Source organism: Rothia sp. HMSC065B04 (assembly GCF_001812285.1).
GTDB classification, from domain to species: domain Bacteria; phylum Actinomycetota; class Actinomycetes; order Actinomycetales; family Micrococcaceae; genus Rothia; species Rothia mucilaginosa.
The window spans coordinates 567,519-588,771 of the sequence record NZ_KV808408.1 but is presented as its reverse complement, the minus strand read 5'-3'; the positions used below and the strand labels follow the sequence as shown (position 1 = coordinate 588,771).

General features: G+C 60.5%; 17 protein-coding genes. 7 read left to right on the top strand and 10 right to left on the bottom strand.

All coding sequences use genetic code 11. The features are described from left to right. Positions 1-457: 457 nt before the first annotated feature. Positions 458-1,912, top strand: coding sequence for a 30S ribosomal protein S1 (rpsA, locus tag HMPREF2845_RS05625; RefSeq protein ID WP_005506223.1), 1,455 nt, complete (start codon positions 458-460; stop codon positions 1,910-1,912). Between the two features lie 197 nt (positions 1,913-2,109). Here rpsA and coaE read toward each other — a convergent pair whose 3' ends face one another. Beyond that, the gene (gene coaE, locus HMPREF2845_RS05620; RefSeq protein WP_049353143.1) at positions 2,110-2,745 is read right to left on the bottom strand and encodes a dephospho-CoA kinase; all 636 of its coding nucleotides are present in this window, start codon (positions 2,743-2,745) and stop codon (positions 2,110-2,112) included. Between the two features lie 58 nt (positions 2,746-2,803). Here coaE and HMPREF2845_RS05615 point away from each other — a divergent pair, with 58 nt between their 5' ends. After that, positions 2,804-3,490 carry an IMPACT family protein gene (locus HMPREF2845_RS05615; protein WP_049353142.1) on the top strand — a complete coding sequence of 229 codons (687 nt, stop codon included), beginning with the start codon at positions 2,804-2,806 and terminating at the stop codon, positions 3,488-3,490. Between the two features lie 511 nt (positions 3,491-4,001). Beyond that, the gene (locus HMPREF2845_RS05610) at positions 4,002-5,330 is read left to right on the top strand and encodes a 2-oxoglutarate dehydrogenase (RefSeq protein ID WP_070634110.1); all 1,329 of its coding nucleotides are present in this window, start codon (positions 4,002-4,004) and stop codon (positions 5,328-5,330) included. Between the two features lie 193 nt (positions 5,331-5,523). Here HMPREF2845_RS05610 and HMPREF2845_RS05605 read toward each other — a convergent pair whose 3' ends face one another. The 3 genes from HMPREF2845_RS05605 to HMPREF2845_RS05595 form a co-directional block, all read right to left on the bottom strand. Then, positions 5,524-6,675 carry an ABC transporter substrate-binding protein gene (locus HMPREF2845_RS05605; protein ID WP_239662228.1) on the bottom strand — a complete coding sequence of 384 codons (1,152 nt, stop codon included), beginning with the start codon at positions 6,673-6,675 and terminating at the stop codon, positions 5,524-5,526. A 160-nt stretch (positions 6,676-6,835) separates the two neighbouring features. Continuing rightward, positions 6,836-7,780 (bottom strand): ABC transporter ATP-binding protein, encoded by a 945-nt coding sequence (locus HMPREF2845_RS05600; protein ID WP_083308741.1) that lies wholly within the window; start codon positions 7,778-7,780, stop codon positions 6,836-6,838. Then, positions 7,780-8,937, bottom strand: a complete 1,158-nt coding sequence (locus HMPREF2845_RS05595; protein ID WP_083308740.1) for a FecCD family ABC transporter permease — start codon at positions 8,935-8,937, stop codon at positions 7,780-7,782. The genes HMPREF2845_RS05600 and HMPREF2845_RS05595 overlap by 1 nt, the downstream gene beginning before the upstream one ends. A gap of 441 nt (positions 8,938-9,378) precedes the next feature. Between HMPREF2845_RS05595 and uvrB the strand changes: the two genes are divergently transcribed. Then, positions 9,379-11,547, top strand: a complete 2,169-nt coding sequence (gene uvrB / locus HMPREF2845_RS05590) for an excinuclease ABC subunit UvrB (protein ID WP_070634109.1) — start codon at positions 9,379-9,381, stop codon at positions 11,545-11,547. Positions 11,548-11,723: 176 nt separating this feature from the next. Then, positions 11,724-12,503, top strand: a complete 780-nt coding sequence (locus HMPREF2845_RS05585; protein ID WP_246824605.1) for an ornithinee aminotransferase — start codon at positions 11,724-11,726, stop codon at positions 12,501-12,503. A 79-nt stretch (positions 12,504-12,582) separates the two neighbouring features. Here the strand turns inward: HMPREF2845_RS05585 and HMPREF2845_RS05580 are convergent, their stop codons facing one another. Further along, the gene (locus HMPREF2845_RS05580; RefSeq protein WP_083308739.1) at positions 12,583-13,026 is read right to left on the bottom strand and encodes a winged helix-turn-helix transcriptional regulator; all 444 of its coding nucleotides are present in this window, start codon (positions 13,024-13,026) and stop codon (positions 12,583-12,585) included. A 189-nt stretch (positions 13,027-13,215) separates the two neighbouring features. Here HMPREF2845_RS05580 and HMPREF2845_RS05575 point away from each other — a divergent pair, with 189 nt between their 5' ends. After that, positions 13,216-13,818 carry an NAD(P)-dependent oxidoreductase gene (locus HMPREF2845_RS05575; RefSeq protein ID WP_070634107.1) on the top strand — a complete coding sequence of 201 codons (603 nt, stop codon included), beginning with the start codon at positions 13,216-13,218 and terminating at the stop codon, positions 13,816-13,818. Between the two features lie 341 nt (positions 13,819-14,159). Continuing rightward, positions 14,160-15,362, top strand: coding sequence for a TerC family protein (locus HMPREF2845_RS05570; RefSeq protein ID WP_049346459.1), 1,203 nt, complete (start codon positions 14,160-14,162; stop codon positions 15,360-15,362). A gap of 99 nt (positions 15,363-15,461) precedes the next feature. Here the strand turns inward: HMPREF2845_RS05570 and HMPREF2845_RS09355 are convergent, their stop codons facing one another. The 5 genes from HMPREF2845_RS09355 to HMPREF2845_RS05550 all read right to left on the bottom strand — a co-directional run bounded on the left by HMPREF2845_RS09355 (position 15,462) and on the right by HMPREF2845_RS05550 (position 21,079). Then, entirely contained in the window at positions 15,462-16,007 is a 546-nt protein-coding gene (locus tag HMPREF2845_RS09355) for an IS3 family transposase (RefSeq protein ID WP_246824604.1), read from the bottom strand. Next, a complete protein-coding gene (locus tag HMPREF2845_RS09470; RefSeq protein WP_371260516.1) occupies positions 15,916-16,209 on the bottom strand; it encodes an IS3 family transposase in 294 nt (97 codons plus the stop codon). Before HMPREF2845_RS09470 ends, HMPREF2845_RS09355 begins: the two co-directional genes overlap by 92 nt. A 113-nt stretch (positions 16,210-16,322) precedes the next feature. Beyond that, complete coding sequence (locus HMPREF2845_RS05560) at positions 16,323-16,835, bottom strand: helix-turn-helix domain-containing protein (RefSeq protein ID WP_070634106.1); 513 nt, start codon at positions 16,833-16,835, stop codon at positions 16,323-16,325. A gap of 110 nt (positions 16,836-16,945) precedes the next feature. After that, positions 16,946-18,397: an alpha/beta fold hydrolase gene (locus tag HMPREF2845_RS05555; RefSeq protein WP_049346461.1), complete on the bottom strand. Its 1,452-nt coding sequence runs from the start codon at positions 18,395-18,397 to the stop codon at positions 16,946-16,948. Positions 18,398-18,478: 81 nt separating this feature from the next. After that, positions 18,479-21,079, bottom strand: coding sequence for a DEAD/DEAH box helicase (locus HMPREF2845_RS05550; RefSeq protein ID WP_070634105.1), 2,601 nt, complete (start codon positions 21,077-21,079; stop codon positions 18,479-18,481). Positions 21,080-21,253: the final 174 nt, after the last annotated feature.

The window sequence follows — 21,253 nt, the reverse complement described above, 5'->3', positions numbered from 1 at the left end:
CGTAGGCGCGGAGGAAATATGCGGCGCCCCGCCCTTCCCATGTTGAGAGGAACGAGGACGAGCATCGCCCCGCAACTTCACAAGCAAACAAAACCGCAAATAAGTACGGGAATCCCGGGCGCGTAACCATTGACGACACGCCCGGGATTCCCGTACACTATTAATCGCGTGTACCAACGTACGGGTTTTCTATGCTCTTTTTTCTCCTTAAGAAAACGGGGAGAAAACGGGCACAGACCGCTCGTGCACCCTGCTGAGAGCATCTGCTTCCGGTGGGCGGTACACATTGTAAGTATCCGTCAGCTCGACGTTTCCTCACCTCGTTCAAAGGCGTTAGCGGCCCTATGCCGTGCGCGCCGGGGTGAAAAAGTGAGCCGGTCGGCGCCTCCACCCGGGGGTGTTGAGCGGTGAACCGGCAGCGTCGACCTATTAGAAATCCAATTGGAGCCCTCACTACATGAGCACCAACATCCCTCAGGTCGCAATCAACGACATCGGCGACGAGCAGGCATTCCTCGAGGCAGTCGAGAAGACCATTAAGGTCTTCAACGACGGCGATCTCGTCTCCGGCCAGGTCGTTAAGATCGACCACGATGAGGTTCTGCTCGACATCGGTTACAAGACCGAAGGCGTCATCCCCTCCCGCGAGCTGTCCATCAAGCACGACATCGACCCCTCTGAGGTTGTCGAGCTCGGCTCCGAGGTTGAGGCACTCGTCCTCACCAAGGAGGACAAGGAAGGTCGCCTGATCCTCTCCAAGAAGCGCGCACAGTACGAGCGTGCATGGGGCGACATCGAGAAGGTCAAGGAAAACGACGGCGTCGTTACCGGTACCGTTATCGAGGTTGTCAAGGGTGGCCTTATCCTCGACATCGGTCTGCGTGGCTTCCTGCCCGCATCCCTCGTTGAGATGCGCCGCGTCCGCGACCTCGCACCTTACATCGGTCAGCAGATCGAAGCTAAGATCATCGAGCTGGACAAGAACCGCAACAACGTTGTTCTGTCCCGCCGTGCATACCTGGAAGAGACTCAGTCCGCTGTTCGCTCCTCCTTCCTCAACGAGCTGGAGAAGGGTCAGGTCCGCGAGGGCGTTGTCTCCTCCATCGTCAACTTCGGTGCATTCGTGGACCTGGGTGGCGTGGACGGTCTGGTTCACGTTTCCGAGCTGTCCTGGAAGCACATCGACCACCCGTCCGAGGTTGTCGAGGTTGGCCAGCCCGTTACCGTCGAGGTTCTCGAGGTGGACCTGGACCGCGAGCGCGTGTCCCTGTCCCTCAAGGCAACCCAGGAAGATCCGTGGCAGGCATTTGCTCGCACCCACGCTCTGGGTCAGATTGTTCCCGGCAAGGTCACCAAGCTCGTTCCCTTCGGTGCATTCGTGCGCGTTGAGGACGGCATCGAGGGCCTCGTCCACATCTCCGAGCTGGCAACCCGCCACGTTGATCTGGCTGAGCAGGTCGTCTCCGTTGGTGAAGAGGTCTTCGTTAAGATCATCGACATCGACATGGACCGCCGCCGCATCTCCCTGTCCCTCAAGCAGGCAAACGAGGGCGTTGACCCCAACGCTACCGAGTTTGACCCCGCTCTGTACGGCATGGCTGCAGAGTACGACGAGGCTGGCAACTACAAGTACCCCGAGGGCTTCGACCCCGAGGCTAACGAGTGGCTGGAAGGCTTCGACGCACAGCGCGAGGCTTGGGAAGCACAGTACGCAGAGGCACAGGCTCGCTTCGAGGCTCACAAGGTTCAGGTTGCTAAGGCTCTCGAGGCTGACGCAGAGGCTGCAGCAGCAGCTCCCGCAGCAGCTGAGCCCGCACCGACCTCTTACTCCTCCGAGGAGCCCGCTTCCGCAGGTACCCTCGCATCGGATGAGGCACTGGCTGAGCTCCGCAAGAAGCTGACCGGCAACTAATCTGCCGCTCAGATGAGCACTCATCAGGCGTAATAGCCGATAGGTAACCCCGCGTGGGGTGCCTAGAGCAGAGGAACCCCCTCATCTCCCGTTTGGGAGGTGAGGGGGTTCTTTGCGTTATTGGGGGTTTGGGTCGGGGTGCGTGCCCGGTGTTGCTGTGCTCTGTATTGCTGCGCCCCGTGTTGCTGGGGAGGATTTTAGGCGGCGGTCATCTGCTCCCAGACGGCGCGCACCTGCTCGGCGGTTTCCTCCAGCGAGCCGCCATTATCGATAATCCAGGTTGCGACCGCCTCACGCTGCTCGTCGGTTGCCTGCGCGGCGATGCGGGCGCGCGCATCCTCCTCACTCATGCCGCGTGAAGATACGAGGCGCTGCAGGCGAGTCGCCAGGGGAGTGCGCACCACGACCACGCCCTCAAAAGCGGACGGGTCGCCGGTCTCCACGAGCAGAGGAATATCCTCCAGCACCACGCCGCTAAAACCGGGTTCGGACTGCGCCTGCTCCACCAGCTGTGCGGCACGCTCACGAATAGCGGGATGCACAATTGCGTTCAGACGCAGGCGCGCCTGCTCATCATTGAACACGATACGCGCCAGGGCGGGGCGGTTGAGGCGGCCGTCCTCATCGAGCAGATGCTCACCGAACTCCGCGACCGTGCGGGCGAGCACCGCCTCGCCGGGCTCCATGAGGGAGCGGGAGATAGCGTCCGCATCCACCAGGAACGCGCCCTGCTCAACGAAGAGGGAGGCGATGGTGCTCTTGCCGCTGCCGATACCGCCGGTGAGGGCGTAACGGCGCAGGGCAGTGGAGGCGGGGGAAGAAGGCTGGGACATGGACGGTGCTCCTGACGGGCTGTGCCACAATAGATAGGTACTGATTAGAGGAGGACACATGCAGGAAGAAACTCGCGCCAACCGATACCTTGTGCCGCGCGGCGATGAGCCCTATGAGAGCCTCCTCGAAATTAAGCGTAGCGAATTTATCGGTCACATCAAGCGCGTGAGTACCGTTGAGGAGGCGCGCGCCTACATTGAGTCGGTGCGCAAGACCTACCACGATGCCCGCCACGTGTGTTCGGCGTTCATTATTGGTGCTGACCGCGATATTCAGCGTTCCTCCGATGATGGTGAGCCCGCCGGTACCGCCGGTGTGCCGATGATGCAGGCGCTGCTGGCGCGTCAGACCCGCGAGGACGGCACCACCGACCTGTCGGATGTGGTTGCGGTGGTCGTGCGCTATTTCGGTGGCATTAAGCTTGGCGCGGGCGGTTTGGTGCGCGCCTACACTGATTCGGTGGTGCAGACCCTGGATGGTGCGCTATTCGATTCGCGTGAGCGTCTGCGTGTGGGTCAGGTGCCCAGTTCGCATGCGGATGCTGGCCGCCTGGAGAACGAGATTCGTGCCGCCGGTCTGAATGTGCTGGGTACCGAGTACGGTGCGGAGGGTGCCACGATTTCCTTGGGCGTGTTTGACCGCTCGGAGGAGCTGGCGCGTGCCGAGGAGCTGGTGGTGAGCCTGAGTTCCGGTGCGGCGAGTGTGACCTGGGGGGACACGCAGTGGGTGGATTTGCCGGTCTAGGTTACCGCTCCCTATATTCTCGGTCTTAGATTTCCGGTCCCAGATTTTCGGGCTAGAGCGCCTGCCTAAAGCCCCCAAAACCCAAAAGATAGTCCAACCTTAGTTAATAGTTACTCTAACCCTAGTAATTGCCCGCTAAAGCTGATAGCCTAAAAAGCGTTGCGGAACGCACACGCCCCTCCACGGCACGGGCAACGGGTTCGTCACCAGCGGTAACCCAGCCCGGCGCCTCCACGAGGCAACGCGTGCGCCCGCACCGACGGGCAGGGCTCAACGCTGACATCTCAGCGCCGAGAACTGGGTACTATCTCAGCGCTGAGGTCCTGATGCTGACGTCTTGAAGCTATAGCTTAGTTGCTCAAGGAACGAGGCACAGCTGTATGCCGGTACTATACGATCCGGCAGACGGTAGTGTGTGCACGAACCATCTGCCGGTAGGCGCTGAGCCCCGCCCGTCACCTTACGAAGAATCAGCTAACGAACGCTCTGAAGAGCTCAAGGTCGTGAAAACGTGACGCAGTCGGGAACCTACTATCAACAAGTAGACGAACAAGCAGGCAAAAACTCATCAGAGCAGTCCGCGGGCAGCCGCGGCGGCACCGCGACCCTCAACCGCCAGGGAGCGCGCCTCCCCAAGATGGGCACTGTCGAGCAGCTTGAACCCGCCACCGTCGCCCAGCTACTCAACGCCTACCGCCAGCAGAACCTCGGCACCCTTCTGAGCGTGCTCACGCAGCGTCCGGCAGAGTTTGCCCGTCAGCTCGGCAGGCTCTGCCGCGTCTTCCCCGAACACGTTCACGCTATCGCCCAGGCGTTTGGCGCCGTGGGCCGCGCCCTGCCCATTGACGAGCTGGTGCGCTTGCACAACCGCTATTCCAACGCCGCCCGCGGAGTTGGCGAACACCTCAGCCTGGACAACTCCGGCGTGGCGCACCTGGTTCAGAGCCCAGCACTGAGCCGTGAAGGTGCGGGTCACCTGCTTATGGCGGTTGAACTCTGCCTCGCCGGCAGGATGCGCGGGCTCACCATCGCCATGCCCGCCACCGAGGCATTCACCCCGGCTGATCAGGCGCCAAGCCTCGGCTCCTGCAACCCCGCCCTGGACGGTGCCCTCAACGCTTTTGAACCGGCAGGCTGGGAGCCGTTCTCCCTGGACGGCAGCGAAGTGCTGCTCGCGACCGGTGTGCGCGATGTGCCCGATGGCTACGAGCTGTCCCTCTGGCTGCTCGACGACGACTACCAGTGCCGCGCCCGCATTGAGCGCGGCGCCCCGCAGGTATGCGTGGCAAGCTTCTACGATGAAGAAGTCATCACCCGCACCGTGGAAGAAACCGGGTCGGGTGAAGCTGGCCTGGTCGAAAACTACCGTGTGGAGGAGTACGCGGAACTGGACTTCCTCAACGCCATGGACCGGCAGGTACGCTACGTGGCGGTCACCGCCGCGGTGGGGGAGCCGCTGCTGTCTGTACTGAACGAGAAGAGCGCGGTGCCGAATAGTATTCCCGACCCTGCTGCTTTTGCGAACGGTGCGGGCGCCTCCCGGTTTGCGAGGAGTGCCCGCCCGGATATCCGCACCGCTGCCGTGGTCGGTAAGGGCCTGCGCACCGTCAATCACCGCGGCATGCTGCCGGTGTTGGGCGTGCCGAACCGCACCGTGTGCGCGGTGATTGACCTGTATAAGCAGCGCATTTGCGTGCCGGGTGTGGGTATTCCGCGCGGGCTGAGCGTGGAGGATGAAGAGCGCACCATGCAGCTGATTTTGAGCGCCCTGAACGGGTACCTTCCGCTAACGAACCGGGCGCTGATGAGCCTCGCCGGAGCCACCGTGGAGGTGCGCTAACGCTGCGGTCAACTAGCACTGCAGTCATCTAACACTGCGGCACCCCACGGCTACAAACCAATAAAATACCGCCCGGAACCTTGCTGTGAGCACGGTTCCGGGCGGTACGTGTTTAACGAACTAGCCGGTGACTAACCGGTCGCCAGGTGAGCTACCGCCAGGCGAGTTAGTTGCCGGATTAGCTAGTTTCGGATTAGTTAGTTGCGGGACCCTGACCGTTGATGATGCGCTGCGCCTCATCCTCGGTCAGCTGGTAGCCGTAGAAGGTCGAGTAGAACTCGCGGGTCTCCTTCACCAGGTCAACGTCGGAGAACTTCTCGGGATGGAACAGCTTCGCCGCCCACAGAATCTGCAGAGCCTCCTCGGCGGAGTAGCGGTCCCAGTTGAAGGTGCCGACCGGGTTCTTAATAATTTTGCCGTTCTTCACCGCCGGAACGTCAGCCCACGCGGCGTCCGCCTTAATCGCGTCCACGCCCTTCTGCGCATCCGCGCCGCCAATGATGATGTACTCCGGCTGTGAGGCAATAATCTGCTCCAGGGAAATGTTCTTCAAGTTCTCCACGCCGTCCAGGGAGTTCTTCGCACCCGAAAGCTTCATCCATTCACCAATTAGGGAGTTCGAGCCGTCCACCTTCGTCAGGTCAGAACCGCCCGCAATGTGCAGAACCTTCGGGGACTCGGTGACGCCCTGCAGGCGCTCCTTGATGAGGTTCTCGTTCTTCTCCAGGTACGCCAGGTACTTCTCGGCACGCTCAATCGCCTCATCGGTGCCAATGACCTCGGCGGTCAGCTCAACGGTGCGCTTCAGATCCGCGAAGTTCTGGAACTCCACGTGCACCGCCGGGATACCCGCCTCAGATGCCTTCGCAATCTGCTCCTTCGAGGAGGCGAGTAGCACCTCCGGCTTATCGGCAAGCAGCTGCTCCATGTTCACGTCGGTGCCCTTCACCGGCGCGTCAACCTTCTCAATACCGGGGTACACCTGCTTGAACCATGCCAGGGACTTCACGGTAGAGGTGGTGGACACCAGCTTCTCAGCGCCGCCGAGCAGCAGAACCACCTGGTTGTTTGCGTGCCACAGGTCAGCGATGCGCTCCGGGGTGGTGGGTACGGTGACCTCCTTGCCGTCAATGTCCTTAATGACCTTGGTGCCGTCACCGTTATCCTTCACGAAGAAGCTGGTGTGCTTCTTCGAGCTCTGAGAGGAGGCGGAAGCGGACACCGAGCTCGAGGCGGAACCCGATGCAGAGGAGGAGGCGGTGTTCGCGGCACCGCAACCGGTCAGCGCAGCCAGCAGCAGGGAAGTGGTCAGGGCAATGCCGGTGTGGAACTTCGTAATCTTCATGATGTGTCTTTCTGTGTCGATAGGGTGGGTGAATAACCCGGCGGCGGCCTGGGTGGGGCAGGCGTGCTAGGGACACGCCTCCCACAAGACAAAGGGCACCTCTACCGTATCTCTTGTGTGCCACCCAAACCACCACCGGAAGACTAGGGGTTGCGGATTCTCAGGTATCGAGGCTCGTCATGTGCACGCTGGAGCGACCCAGCTCGGGGGAGTAGGCCACCGTCAGGTCGGTATTGAAGGTGCGTGAGAGAACCTCACTCGTGAGCACCTTGGAGGCGCGGCCCGTCAAAAGTTGAGCCGGCGCATCTGCAGGTACCTCCGGCGTTGCGTTTGGCACGGTATCGGGCATATCGCGCGCACCAAGCAGGGCGACGGTCGCATCCAGCATGAGGGCGTGATCCGGGTTGTGGGTCGTGAAGATGACCCCGTACCCGGCATCGCGCAGCTGCCGAATTTTCCGCAGAACCTTCGCCTGATTCGCCACATCGAGGGCGCTCGTCGGCTCGTCCAAAACGATAAGCGGGGCGTCTTGCACCAGGGTTCGGGCAATACCCACCTGCTGACGCTGACCACCCGACAGCTCATCCAACGGGGAATGTGCCAGGTCGAGCAGACCCAGCTCCTCCATCACGGTGTGCACCTGCTCACGGTCACGGCTCGAGGGTGAAGAGAACAACCCGATATAGGGTGCGCGACCCATCAGCAGGTACTCGGTCACGGTGTAGGAGATACCGCGACCCTCCATCTGCGGAAGGTAGGCGATGCGGCGGGCACGCTCAGTCGCGGTCAAAGAATCCAGCGGCTCACCGCCCAGGTGGACGGTGCCCTCGGTGAGCGAGTGCAAACCAATCAGGGAGTTCAACAGGGTGGACTTGCCCACACCGTTGCGACCCAGAATGGCGAGGACCTCACCGCGTCGCACCTGCAGGTTCACGTTGCGGAAAATCCAGCGGCTGGAGCGGTGCCCGGAACGGTGCAGACCGGTACGGCGGCGATTGATGCGCCCGCCCCGGTGGCCGTAACGGAAGCCCGCATCGTCCAGGTGTAGCAGAACCTCTGCGCTCGCATCCGTGCGCTGCTGAGTATTGGGAATGGAAGGCGACATTACTTCACCCGAACCTTTCCAAGCAGCAGTAGCGCCACGTACAGCGGCGTGCCAATGAAGCCGGTCAGTACGCTCAGAGGCACCTCCGCACTGGTGAGGCTACGCGCCAGGGTATCGACGAACATCATGAACGAAGCACCCATCAGGATGGATAGCGGCATGAGCTTGGTCGTGTCGCTACCGACCAGCAGGCGGCACAGGTGCGGAATGACCAGGCCAACCCAAGAAATCGGGCCGCCAATGCACACGCTGGTCGCGGTGACCAAGGTTGCCAGCAGAATGGTGATACCGCGGGTGCGGGTCAGGTTAATGCCGAGAGTTCGCGCTTCATCGTCACCGAGTGAGAGGATATTGATGCGCCAGCGCATCGCCAAGAGCAGCAGGATACAGGGCACCGCCACCAGTGCAAACTGGGTGAGTGCTTCCGCGCGTACGTCCTGCAGGGAGCCCATCTGCCAGAACACGATCTGCGCCAGCTGAGTTTCAGGGTTCGCAATGAACTTCAACGCACCCAGCGCGGCGGTGCCAAAGCCACCCACAATCACGCCGGAAAGCACCAGCATAAGCGTGGACTGATTCTTCAACAGACGCGGAATGCTCACGGTCAGCAGCACGGCGGCAAGACCACCAGCCAGGGCAGAACCCTGAATGGCGATGCTCGTGCCCACACCCAGCAGAATGGCGGAGGCGGCACCCACCGATGCACCCTGCGAAACACCCAGCAGGTACGGGGAGACCAATGGGTTACGGAAGACCGCCTGGAAGGTGGCACCCGCAATGGCGAGGGCTGCACCGATGAGCCCGGCGGCGAGCAGACGCGGAATACGCACGGTCAGCAACATGTTTTCTGCGGGCTTGTAGACTTTCAGGTCCATGCCGAACCAGTTCTTACCGAGAATGCGGAAGAGCTCGTCCAATTCGAGCGGATACCTGCCGGTGATGAGCGAGAGGTAGGTGACGCCCAGCAGAATGGTGAGGGCGATGAGCAGAATCAGCGGGTACGAGGACGCGAAGAGTGAGGACGCCAAGAGGGTACGGCGATGCTCGGTTTTGGCAACTAAGGTGGCAGCCGGTGTGCCGGTGGGGTTCGCCTCCGGGTTCGCTTCTGTGGATTCGTTCGGGGTTGCCTTTGAAGCTGTCTCCGTGGTCCTGCTCATGGAGTCCTTCCGTGTGCTCTTGTGGTCCCGTTCTGTCTGCGTGTATGCGCTCTAAACATATGTGAGCCACATCAAAGAGGCAAAGGGTGCGGGTGCGGAGCGCCCCTCATAAGTCTTTATGTGTTGCCGCTTATCTTCTGCGGTGCGGTGCCCGTGAGCGGCGGCGGCTGTGGGGGAGGGCGGCCACCCCTAAGAGCACTGTTCCTAAGAGCACCGTTATCGTGCGGGAGAATGCTCCCGCTCGCCTCCTGCCCGGTAGTGCATACGAACCAGTCGAAAGACCCTTATCTTTTGCGCCACCTCTTTTATGAACTTGGGCACTTTCATGGTGATGGCTTGTTACCTGTCGTGTCTGGACTATTGCGCGTGATTATATTGCGCCAGCAGAAAAGGGTGACCAATTCTGGGGCGCATTGGGCGGCTTTCCCCTAGGATGGATACATGAGTTACGCACCCCAGATTAATCGTGTTGTTGCCCCCTTTGAAGTGGTCAGCCCCTTCCAGCCTGCCGGTGATCAGCCGAAGGCTATCGCCGAGCTCACCGAGCGTGTACAGAACGGTGAGAAGGACATTGTGCTGATGGGCGCTACCGGTACCGGTAAGTCCGCAACCGCAGCCTGGCTGATTGAGGCGGTGCAGCGTCCGACTCTGGTGCTCGTGCAGAATAAGACCCTGGCGGCGCAGCTGGCGAATGAGCTGCGCGAGCTGCTGCCGAATAATGCGGTGGAGTATTTCGTCTCGTACTACGACTACTACCAGCCTGAGGCGTACGTGCCGCAGACCGATACGTTTATTGAGAAGGACTCCTCCATCAATGAGGAGGTGGAGCGTCTGCGCCACTCGGCGACGAACTCCCTGCTGACTCGCCGCGACGTGGTGGTGGTTTCGACCGTGTCCTGCATTTATGGTCTGGGCACGCCCGAGGAGTACATTAAGCAGATGGTGACTTTGCGTCGCGGTGAGGAGATTGACCGCGACGAGCTGCTGCGCCAGTTCGTGGCGATGCAGTACGCGCGTAACGACATGGACTTTCACCGCGGCACGTTCCGTGTGCGCGGCGATACCGTCGAAATCATCCCCATGTACGAGGAGAACGCGATCCGCATCGAGTTCTTCGGTGATGAGATTGAGGCGATTTACACCCTGCACCCGCTGACCGGCGAGGTAATTCGCGAGGAAGAAGAAATGTATGTCTTCCCCGCAAGCCACTACGTTGCCGGCCCGGAGCGCATGGCGAAGGCTATTACCTCCATTGAGGATGAGCTGCGCGAGCGCCTGCAGACCCTCGAATCCCAGGGCAAGTTGCTGGAGGCGCAGCGTCTGCGTATGCGCACCACCTACGACCTGGAAATGATGGAGCAGATGGGCTTCTGCAATGGCATTGAGAACTACTCGCGCCATATTGACGGTCGTGCCCCCGGTAGCGCCCCGAACTGTCTGCTGGATTATTTCCCGGATGACTTCCTGCTGATTATTGACGAGTCGCACGTGACGGTCCCGCAGATTGGTGCCATGTACGAGGGCGATATGTCCCGTAAGCGCACCCTGGTGGAGCACGGTTTCCGCCTGCCGTCGGCGATGGATAACCGCCCGTTGAAGTGGGAGGAGTTCCTGGAGCGTATCGGTCAGACGATTTACCTTTCGGCGACCCCCGGTAAGTATGAGCTGTCGCAGGCTGATGGTTATGTGGAGCAGATTATTCGCCCGACCGGCCTGATTGACCCGGAAATCGTGGTCAAGCCGACCAAGGGTCAGATTGATGATTTGCTTGAGGAGATTCGCGTGCGCGTTGAGCGTGATGAGCGTGTGCTGGTCACGACCCTCACGAAGCGCATGGCGGAGGATTTGACCGAGTACCTGCTGCAGCACGGCGTGAAGGTGCAGTACCTGCACTCTGACGTGGATACTCTGCGCCGTGTGGAGCTTCTGCGTGAGCTGCGCCTGGGCACCTTTGATGTGCTGGTTGGTATTAACCTGCTGCGTGAGGGCCTGGACCTGCCCGAGGTGTCCCTGGTTGCGATTCTGGATGCCGATAAGGAAGGCTTCCTGCGTTCGACCACTTCGCTGATTCAGACGATTGGTCGTGCGGCGCGTAACGTGTCCGGTCAGGTGCACATGTACGCCGATAAGATTACGGATTCTATGCGCGTGGCGATTGATGAGACGAACCGCCGCCGCGAGATTCAGCAGGCGTACAACCGTGAGCACGGCATTGACCCGCAGCCGCTGCGTAAGAAGATTGCCGATATTACGGATGTTCTCGCCCGCGAGGAAGAGGACACCCGTGAGCTTCTGCAGCAGCGTAAGAGCGGTAAGAAGGGCGCCCGCACGGTGAGTGCGGGTGCGAAGACCGGTTCTGCGACCTCGTCGAAGATTGCCACGAGCACCCCGGAGTCGGAGGAGCTTCTCGCCCGTGCGGAGGCGCGCGTTCGTGCCGACGGCCTGGCGGCGGCACCCGCCGAGGACCTGCTGGATTTGATTGAGCAGATGAACGAGCAGATGCGTGTGGCGGCGGAGAACCTGCAGTTTGAGTTGGCGGCGCGTCTGCGTGATGAGCTTGCCGATTTGAAGAAGGAGCTACGCCTGATGAAGGAGGCGGGTCACGCCTAAGCCCGGTGTTCTAAGGTGTTCTAAGCCCGGCGTTTAGGGGTCCGACGTGGGTTTTTCGCCATGAGGTAACTCATTGTTCATGAAGTTCTACTGAGTGCAGATACATGCTGTACACTATCAAGGTGTTTTACGTGTCAAATAAAACCTTGATGCTTCCGAACGATAAAGAAAAATCTGTGACTATTTCTCATAACTCTTCAGACGCACACACCACGGGAGCTCGTTCCGTTACCCGCCGCAACCTCACCCGCGGCGCGCTTTGGGCTCTGCCCGCTATCGCCGCCTCCACGGCGGTACCCGCATTCGCTGCCTCGGCTGATGATTGCAAGACGGTACACGGCCCGGACTTCACCCAGGTCGGCGGCTGGATGATTACCAATCCCGCCAGTGGCGCCCTGCAATCGCGCACCAAGAACAAGCCCGTGACTGCGCCGGAGACCGGTCAGGCGTGGTGGTCCATGGAGAATGCAACCTCACCGAACCCCGCAACGATCCGCCTCATGTCCGTGTACGAGGCGACTCACGGCCCCGAGGGCGACCTCAACCTGAACTGCGGTGAGTTCGTGATGACCTACAACGTCTCCGCGCTGGAGGCGACGACCGGCACCACGCACCTGCACCCGTCCATGGACATTTACCTCTTCTCGCCCGAGGGTGAAATCATTGACCGTCAGGTCTTCACGACTGACCCGACCGGCATGGCGACCGTTATGACCCGCAACGGCAAGACTCAGACCGTTCAGGGCCAGGTCATTCCCTTCGCGTCGAGCGTGAATGATAAGGCGACCGGCATCTCCGCGCGTTTTGCGTTGCGTGGCGATAAGCTCATGGAAGGCATGTACCAGTTTGAGGTGGTTATTACCGTCCCGACGATTCGTGAGAACGGCACGGTGGACACGAACAAGCAGGTGAACGCGATTGCTTTCACCCCGCCGACCTTCAACATGGTCTCTTAATTGAATGAAAAGTAGCCCTCCCCGTAATAGTTCACGGGGAGGGCTACTGCTTTATCTGGAGGTTGTTCAGAGCACCGTTTTACGCTTCGCCGTTCTCTAGCGCGGCGGCGTCGTAGCGCTCGCGGGCTTCGAGTACCGCCTGCATATTGTCCTGCGCCCAGTGGCGCAGGGCGGTCATCGGCTCAATGAGGGTCGTACCGAGCGCGGTCAGTTCGTAGTCCACGCGCGGCGGAATGGATGCGGTGACCCGGCGTTCCACCAGGCCGTCGCGTTCCATGGAGCGCAGGGTCTGGGTCAGGACCTTGGGGGAGACGCCCTGAATCATCGCCTTGAGCTCACCGAAGCGGGCGACGGGCTGCTCGGAGAGCGCCGCAACAAGGAGTGGGGTCCACCGGTCGGTGAGGTGGCGCATCACGGTGCGGGAGGGGCAGGCGTGGGCGAGAATATTGGCGGGCTGGTCGTCCTGCTGGGTGCGGGTGGTTTCTATGGTTTCGCGTGTGGGGGAGGTGAGCGTGGTGGTCATAGTTGCGGTCTTTTCAATCTGCTGAGGGGCTGTTTTATGGGGGTGAGGGATGCGAAAAATATTTTTAAATATTTTCCACGCAACCCTATTAGTTACCTTGAGGTACACGGTTTCTAATAGATACTATAAAACCATCACGCGGAACACCGCAAGAAAAACTACAGAAAACGTACCCGAAAGGAAGCCCTCATGAACATCGCAATCATCGGCGCAACCGGTATGGTCGGCGCCCGCACCGCAGCAGAAGCAATCTCCCGCGGCCACCGGGTCGACGCCTACACCCGCTCCGGCAAGGCACCCGAAGGCGCTACCGCCCACAGCATCGACCTTGCAGACACCGCGGCACTGGTCAACATCGTCAACACCCACGACGTCACCATTGTTGCCGTCCCTGCCGGTCGCGGCACCTCCGCGCAGCCGATTATCGACGCACACCGCGCACTAATCGCGGCGGCACCTACCGGTCGCCTGCTGGTCGTTGGTGGCGCTGGCTCCCTCGAGGACGGCAACGGCAACCGCTTCGTTGATGGCGAAGGCTTCCCGGAAGATTACAAACCCGAGGCGAAGGCATTCGCCCAGATTCTCGACGAGTACCGCGCATCCGAGGGTCTGAACTGGACCATGCTCTCCCCGGCTTTCGAAATCGCACCGGGTGAGCGCACCGGCAAGTACAACACCGCGCTGGACACCCCCGCAGGCGAGTTCATTAGCGCCGAGGACTTTGCGGTCGCCCTGATTGATGAGGCGGAAGAGCCCAAGCACGCGGGCCGCCGCTTCACCGTTGCCAACTAGACAGTGCCAACTAGTAACGGCGCCAACTCATAGCGGCGCCAGCTAGACAGCACTAACTGACAAGCGCGTATTCATCACGCAGAAACGCCGCATCCGACAGGTCAGCCCTGCCGGATGCGGCGTTTCGGTGTGCTTCGCTCTTGAAAAACCCTCCGGAGGGGCTCCTGTGCGAAAACCTCAACCTGCTGTATAATCGTTCACCGAGCAAGGGAGTATCCCACCAATCGACTCATCGTCAGCACGTTAGCCGAAGGCGCCTAACCGGTGAATCGAGCCGACCTCCATTTAGGCCGGCGGGAGAGACTTGTGGTCCTGTACGCACACCACAAGAAAGGCTCCCCATGGAAGTTACCGGGTTGCAATGGTTGGTTACTATTCTCATCATCGCGGGTCTGTTGGCCTTCGACTTCGTGTTCCACGTTCGTAAGGCGCACGAACCTTCCGTCAAGGAAGCGGCCATCTGGTCGAGTATTTACATCGGCATCGCGCTGCTGTTCGGTCTGTATATTTTCGTGACGAACGGCCCCTCCGCCGCCACCGAATTCTATGCAGGCTACATCACCGAAGAAGCTCTCTCGGTCGATAACCTCTTCGTCTTCATGATTATTATGGGCACCTTCCGTGTCGCCCGTGAGAATCAGCAGAAGGTCCTGCTCTTCGGCATCGTCTTCGCGATCCTGGCGCGCGGCACCTTCATCTTCGCCGGCGCAGCGATCATCAACTCCTTCGCCTGGGTGTTCTACATCTTCGGCCTGGTCCTGCTCATGACCGCAGGTAACCTGCTCAAGGACGAAATCACCGAAGGCGACGGCGACGACGAAGCAGACAACATCATGGTCCGCCTCGCCAAGAAGTACCTGAAGACCAGCGACCACTTCGACGGCGACAAGCTCTTCACCATCGAAAATGGCAAGCGCGTCATGACCCCCATGATGCTCGTCATGGTCGCTATCGCCGGTTCCGACCTGCTCTTCGCACTCGACTCGATCCCCGCGATCTTCGGCCTCACCCAGTCCGTCTACATTGTGTTCACCGCGACCGCGTTCTCCCTCATGGGTCTGCGCCAGCTGTACTTCCTCATTGACGGCCTGCTGGACCGCCTCGTCTACCTCTCCTACGGCCTGGCGACCATCCTCGCGTTCATTGGCGTGAAGCTCATCCTGCACGCAATGCACGAGAACAACCTGCCGTTCATCAACCACGGCGAGCCCGTGCACGTGGTCGAAATCAGCACCGAAATGTCGCTGATGGTCATCGTGGGCGTTCTGATCATTACCGTGCTTGCCTCGCTGCTCAGCCCCAAGGGCCGCGCGCTGCAGACCATTCAGCGTGTTCAGGCGCTCTCCGAGAAGTACCTGGCACTGCCCGAGGATGCACCTGCCGCCGAGCGTGCGGACATCACCGCCCGCTGGCAGAAGGAAACCGAGAAGCTCAACGCCATTCCCGCCAAGCTGCGTGACGAGCTGATCGAGAAGGAAGACGAATACCATGCCCTCGTGATGCGTGCCCGCACCGCACAGGATGCGCACTCTTCCTCCAAGTAGTTACTGAGCGTGCAGCCTCACCAGGCTGGCGCTAACACTAAAGCCCCTCACACCGGATTGAACTGCGCCCCGAAACTTGGACGCATTAAATACTAGCCGTTACGCGGCCTCCTGCAGGGCCTGAACCCGGTACTCTACCGGGGTCAGGCCCTTAAGCTTTACCTGACGTCTTACTGTATTCCAATGCGTAATATAGGCGTCAAGGTCAGCTTTGAAACTCTCAAAGGTCTGCCAGTCTTGGCCGCGAAAAAACTCGTCCTTCAGGTGTCCGAAGACTTGCTCAGTGGCGCCATTGTCGATGCAGTTTCCCTTGCGTGACATGCTCTGGATAAAACCATTCTCAGCGAGCGTACTAATGTAGGTCTCGTGCTGATACTGCCACCCCATATCCGAATGCAAAATCGGTTCAACCCCTGCAGGCTTGGCATCCATGAGTACCTGAAGCATCTCTTGCTGCTGGGCAAGATTAGGGAACATCGAGATAGAATGGGCGACAATCTCCTTGCTGGCAAAGTCATAAACCGGCGCGAGGTAGGCCTTACCGAAGGAAAGCTTAAACTCGGTGACATTCGGTACCCAACTTCTGCCAAGGGCCATCGGCCTTGAAATCGCGACCGATGACGTTCTCAAAACTTTGCCCCACATCCCCCTTGTAGGAGTTGTACCTGTGGTAGGGCCTCTCACGGCGTATACCGCAGCGCAACCCCATCTGACGCATCATCTTCAAAACCGTCTTATCGGCAATGCGCACCCCTTCCTCAGCGCGCAGGCACATGGCCACCTGCCTGTGACCGCACCCGTTGGGGGTTCGCGAAAAGATCTGCGCGACCTTGGGACGTAGCTGCACTCTGGTTGGCTGCTGGGGATGAGCCAGCGCGTAGTAGTAGCTCGACCTGGCAAGGCCAGCCACCTCAAGGAGATCGTACAGCCTGTGACCGCGCCCTGAAAGCTTAGCGACCACTAGGGCTTTGTCCCGGTTTGGGAGCGCTTCTGCGCCTTCAGGGCAATCGATTTTTTTAGGTACGCCACCTGCGCCTCAAGCTTGCGCACACGCTCTTCGAGTTCCTCCTCACGCGTTGGCGGTACCGCCCGCACTGACCCTTTCGGCCTGCCCTTGGGCTTAGGCTTAAGCGCTTGCGCGCCGCCCTGGCGGTACAGCCTGCACCATTGCTTCAACGGTGTTGCGCTTGCAATACCGAAATGCACCATCGCCTCAGGCTTGCTCATTCCACCATCAACCACGGCCGCCGCTGCGGCGACCTTGGTCTCATAGTCGTATCTGGTCCGCTTTACTCCCATGGCAAGAAGCCCGCCCTTCCCGATGACGCGGTACATTTTCTGCCACTCTCTCACAGTCGCGGCAGACACGCCAAGCCTTTTGGCGGTCAAACGATAGCCACGTCCCTTCTCAAACATTTGTACTGCCTGTTTCCGAAGCAAACGATCATGCCTCAATCCCAGATTTATAGACATGAAAAGCCTCCCGTTTCCTGGACTTCAATTTTCGTTGTCCAAGAAACGGGAGGCAGTTCAGATCAACCGGAGTGAGGGGCTTTAGCTATATCAGAGATATTTCAGAAGAATTACTGGTTGTGAACCTCAGCCAGCATGTTCTTCAGGTGACCCAGAATGGTCAGCGAGTCAGAACCGAAACCGTCGTGGTGGTGGGTCTTCGAGGTCCACACCTGAGTGTTGCCGACCCAGCGAGCGGTCTCCATGGAGTGCTCAAAGTCCACGTACACGTCCGGGTTGTACGCCGCAGCCACCACGGGAACCTCGTTCTTGTGCAGCTGTGCGTGGTCGTACAGGCGACCCCAGTCCTTCTTCTCAGCCAGCAGGTTCGCAACCTCAGCCAGCGGACGTAGCGAGGGATCCTCCTCGTAGTACCAGGGGAAGATGTGCTCGCCGGTGAAGAGTAGACGGTCCGCATCCGGTGCGAACTCGGGGCGGGAAGCCGCCACACGAGCAGCAGACCAGTTGGTCGGCGCGGGGGAGGGGGACAGCTCGTAGCCGGGGATGCCGGGCAGAACGCCGTCAGCGGGGCCGTCAGCGTAAATGGTCTCGTGCATCAGGGCGTACAGCGGGTTCGCCTGGAAGGTCACCTCGGCACCCATGGCGGTCAGGAACTGATCGGAGAGGTGGTCGTTACCCTCAGCGAAAGCGGTCTCCAGGAAGTAGTGCAGGCCGCGCTCGCGCCAGCGGCCACCCAGGAAGTGACCAGCCATCTGGAAGCGGTGATCGGTCAGACGCTCACCGGTGGGCAGGTACTCCTTGTGGGTGCGCAGGTGCTCAGCAATGCGGGTAGCGAGCTCAGCGTCCTCGGGGAACCAGCTGTAGTACTCCTCAACACGTTCCTTCATGCGGTCGAAGGTGTGCTGGTAGACGTTGTCCACGGAGGTACGAATCGGCGCCAGGCCCGCGGTGATGCGCGAATCGCGCAGGGACTGCGGAGCGAAGGACAGGTACGAGAGGGTCAGGAAGCCACCGAAGGACTGACCAATGGTGGACCAGCGCTTGTCGGCACGGTCAGCCAGCAGCACCTCGCGGACAGCCTCCGCGTCAGCGATGATGGAGTCCGCACGGAACAGCTCAGTGTACTCAGCCTGAACCTGCGGGTCACCCACAGCGGTGATGTTGCGGGCAGACAGCGGGGAAGACATGCCGGTACCGCGCTGATCCAGAAGAACCACGCGGTGAGTCTTCGCCAGCTCAGCAATCCAGCCGCCAATGGAGCCGGTCTTCGGCGAACCGAAACCGGGGCCGCCCTGCAGGTACACAATGTAAGGACGCTTATCAGCCGAAACGGTCAGAGTCTCGTTGGTGCTCACAACCTCGCGGGCGAACACGGTGATGGTCTGGTCCGCGAAACGGGAGGAGAGAGCGGCATCCTTGCCCTTGGAGAAAATCAGACCGTGGGTCAGGGGAACCTGGAACCAGTGGTCGGTAATCTCGTAGCCGTCGTGCTTGACGACCGAACCCTTACGGTACTCAACCTTGGGAAGCGAAGAAACGGTCAACGGTGAACCTTCTTTCATTCAAATAGATAGATACTCTGTATTCTAGCCCACTACGGGCAACATCTGGGCAGAGCCTCGGGCGGAGTCTCAATTGGAGCCTTAGAACTCGCCCACGCTCAGAATCTTCAGCACCGGGTAGCCCGCCTCATCGGAGGCCGCCAAATCAACCTCGGCACGAATACCGAAGTCAAAGTTATCTTCGGGGTCGGCGAAGCTCTGCTGAACCTTCCACACGCCAGGATGCGCGGCGGTGTCCTCATCCATGCTGACCAGGCGAGGCGAGCGCGCGTCGGCGTCCGTGTAGATGTCGTCGTAGGTGTCGAAGTAGTCGTCCATGGCGTCCGCCCAGCGGTCGGCATCCCAGCCGCACCACTCGTCCAGGGCGCCCAGGGCGCGGTCACGCTCGTCAGCGAAGAGCTCCACACGGCGGAAGAGGGCGTTGCGCACCATCACGCGGAAAGCGCGCAGGTTCTTCGTCACGGCGGGAGGCTCTTCCTCCTCGATGGAGGCGTGCTCGGCCGCAATGGTTGCGGTGTCTTCGCCGGCAGCCAGCTTCTCCCATTCGTCCACCAGGGAGGAGTCGGTCTGGCGTACCAGCTCGCCGAGCCACTCGATGATGTCGTCGAGCTCGTCAGTCACGGCAGAATCGGGGATGGTGTGTCGCAGTGCCTTGTACGCGTCGGAAAGGTAGCGCAGAAGCACGCCCTCGGCGCGTTCGAGCGAGTAGTACTGCACGAAGTCGTTGAAGCCCATCGCGCGTTCGTACATGTCACGCACGATTGACTTGGGGCGCGGCTCAAAACGTGCCACCCACGGCGCGGACTGCTTGTAGGTCGTGTACGCCTGATCGATGAGCTCCGCCAGGGGCTGCGGGTAGGTGACCTTGTCCAGCTCGTTCATGCGTTCGGTGTAGTCCACACCGTCCGCCTTCAGCTGTGCCGACAGTTCGTTCTTCGCCTTGCGTTCCTGTGCGTACAGCACCTGGTTCGGCGAATCCAGGGTCGCCTCGATGAGGGAGAGCGCGTCCAGCGCGTAGCTGGGAGATTCGGGGTCGAGCAGTTCCAGAGCGGCGACCGCAAAAGCGGACAGCGGCTGGTTCAGGGCAAAGTTATCCTGCAGGTCCTCGGTCAGGCGCAGGTAGGAGCCGTGCTCATCCGGGGTGTTGGTTCGCTCAATCACGCCGCCGGTCAGTAGCTCCTTGTAGATGCCGATTGCCTTGCGCAGCAGCTCGCGGCGGCGCGCGGGGCTCTCGTGGTTCTCCTGAATGATGCGGTACGCGGCAATGACCGGGTTCTCCGGGCGGTGCATCAGGTTCAGCAGCATCGAATGGGTGATGTCGAAGGAGGAGGTCAGCGGCTCCGGGGCTGCCTCTACCAGCTGGTCGAAGGTCTTCTCAGACCAGCCAACGAACCCTTCCGGCGCCTTCTTGCGCTTGGAGGACAGGGACTGGTTAATGCGCTTGGTGTCGTCGCCGAACTTCGCCTGTGCCTTCGCCAGCAGGCGCGCGTTCTCAATATCGTGCTCGGGTGCCTGAACCACCACGGTACCGGCGGTATCAAAACCGGCACGGCCCGCGCGTCCAGCGATCTGGTGGAACTCGCGGGCACGCAGACGGCGGCTACGGGCACCATCAAACTTCGACAGCGCCGTAATCAGCACGGTACGAATCGGCACGTTAATGCCCACACCCAGGGTGTCGGTACCGCAAATCACCTTGAGCAGACCCTCCTGAGCCAGCTGCTCCACGAGGCGGCGGTACTTGGGCAGCATGCCCGCGTGGTGAATACCGATGCCGGCACGCACCAGCTTATTCAGTGCCTTACCGAAGCCCGGACCGAAGCGGAACTTCGCAATCAGCTCTGCAATGCGTTCCTTATCTTCCTTCGAGGCAATAGCCACCGACAGCAGCGCATTCGCCTGCTCCAGTGCCGCCTTCTGCGAGAAGTGCACAATGTAGACCGGAGTCTGCTTGGTCTGCACGAGCTCCTGCACGGTTTCCTGAACCGGGGTGGTGGAGTAGTAGAAATGCAGCGGAATGGGACGCTCAGAATGCGCCACCAGGTCACTCTCACGACCGGTCAGCGCCGTCATCTCCTCCTGGAAGCGAGTCGTATCGCCCAGGGTCGCGCTCATCAGCAGGAACTGCGCCTGCGGAAGCTCCAGCAGGGGAAGCTGCCACGCCCAGCCGCGCTGCGGGTCGGAGTAGAAATGGAACTCGTCCATAATGACCTGGCAGAGGTCCGCATCCTTACCCTCGCGCAGGGCAATATTGGCGAGAATCTCCGCGGTGCAACAGATAATTGGCGCCTCCGTATTAATGGCGGAGTCACCGGTAATCATGCCCACGTTCTCGGCACCAAAAATATTGATCAGGTCGAAGAACTTCTCAGACACCAGCGCCTTAATGGGGGCGGTGTAGTAGGAGCGCTGACCGGTCGCCAGGCCCGTAAAATGCGCGGCAACAGCCACAGTGGACTTACCCGAACCGGTCGGAGTTGCCAGCACCACGTTATGTCCGGCGGCAATGCTCAGAACGGCCTCGTCCTGGGCGGGGTACAGGGTCATGCCGCGGGTCGAAATCCACTCGGTGAAGGCCTCATAGATTTCTTCGGCGGTGAGGGGGTTGCCCTTAAAATCGCGTCGATTGTAGTCGCCGGGGTTCTTGCCCAGCCCGGGAGAAAGAAAATTCAAAATACTCATGAGGATTCCAGTCTATCGGGAATAGCGCGGGCGCGGGGGCGTTATCGTTACGAGGGAACAAACGGGTACTCGCGGAGTGTTTGCGGGGTGTTCGCTGCATCTTTGCAGGGCGTTCGCGGTTCCTTCGCGGGGCGTTTATAGGGCATTCGGGAGGCGCGGTGTCGCGCTAACGCG

What these genes read in the sequence shown, in the direction of transcription:
- rpsA (WP_005506223.1), top strand. Translation starts at nt 458, where the DNA reads ATGAGCACCAACATCCCTCAGGTCGCAATCAACGACATCGGCGACGAG.
- coaE (WP_049353143.1), bottom strand. Translation starts at nt 2,745, where the DNA reads ATGTCCCAGCCTTCTTCCCCCGCCTCCACTGCCCTGCGCCGTTACGCC.
- HMPREF2845_RS05615 (WP_049353142.1), top strand. Translation starts at nt 2,804, where the DNA reads ATGCAGGAAGAAACTCGCGCCAACCGATACCTTGTGCCGCGCGGCGAT.
- HMPREF2845_RS05605 (WP_239662228.1), bottom strand. Translation starts at nt 6,675, where the DNA reads ATGAAGATTACGAAGTTCCACACCGGCATTGCCCTGACCACTTCCCTG.
- HMPREF2845_RS05600 (WP_083308741.1), bottom strand. Translation starts at nt 7,780, where the DNA reads ATGTCGCCTTCCATTCCCAATACTCAGCAGCGCACGGATGCGAGCGCA.
- HMPREF2845_RS05595 (WP_083308740.1), bottom strand. Translation starts at nt 8,937, where the DNA reads ATGAGCAGGACCACGGAGACAGCTTCAAAGGCAACCCCGAACGAATCC.
- uvrB (WP_070634109.1), top strand. Translation starts at nt 9,379, where the DNA reads ATGAGTTACGCACCCCAGATTAATCGTGTTGTTGCCCCCTTTGAAGTG.
- HMPREF2845_RS05580 (WP_083308739.1), bottom strand. Translation starts at nt 13,026, where the DNA reads ATGACCACCACGCTCACCTCCCCCACACGCGAAACCATAGAAACCACC.
- HMPREF2845_RS05575 (WP_070634107.1), top strand. Translation starts at nt 13,216, where the DNA reads ATGAACATCGCAATCATCGGCGCAACCGGTATGGTCGGCGCCCGCACC.
- HMPREF2845_RS05570 (WP_049346459.1), top strand. Translation starts at nt 14,160, where the DNA reads ATGGAAGTTACCGGGTTGCAATGGTTGGTTACTATTCTCATCATCGCG.
- HMPREF2845_RS09355 (WP_246824604.1), bottom strand. Translation starts at nt 16,007, where the DNA reads ATGTGGGGCAAAGTTTTGAGAACGTCATCGGTCGCGATTTCAAGGCCG.
- HMPREF2845_RS05560 (WP_070634106.1), bottom strand. Translation starts at nt 16,835, where the DNA reads ATGTCTATAAATCTGGGATTGAGGCATGATCGTTTGCTTCGGAAACAG.
- HMPREF2845_RS05555 (WP_049346461.1), bottom strand. Translation starts at nt 18,397, where the DNA reads ATGAAAGAAGGTTCACCGTTGACCGTTTCTTCGCTTCCCAAGGTTGAG.
- HMPREF2845_RS05550 (WP_070634105.1), bottom strand. Translation starts at nt 21,079, where the DNA reads ATGAGTATTTTGAATTTTCTTTCTCCCGGGCTGGGCAAGAACCCCGGC.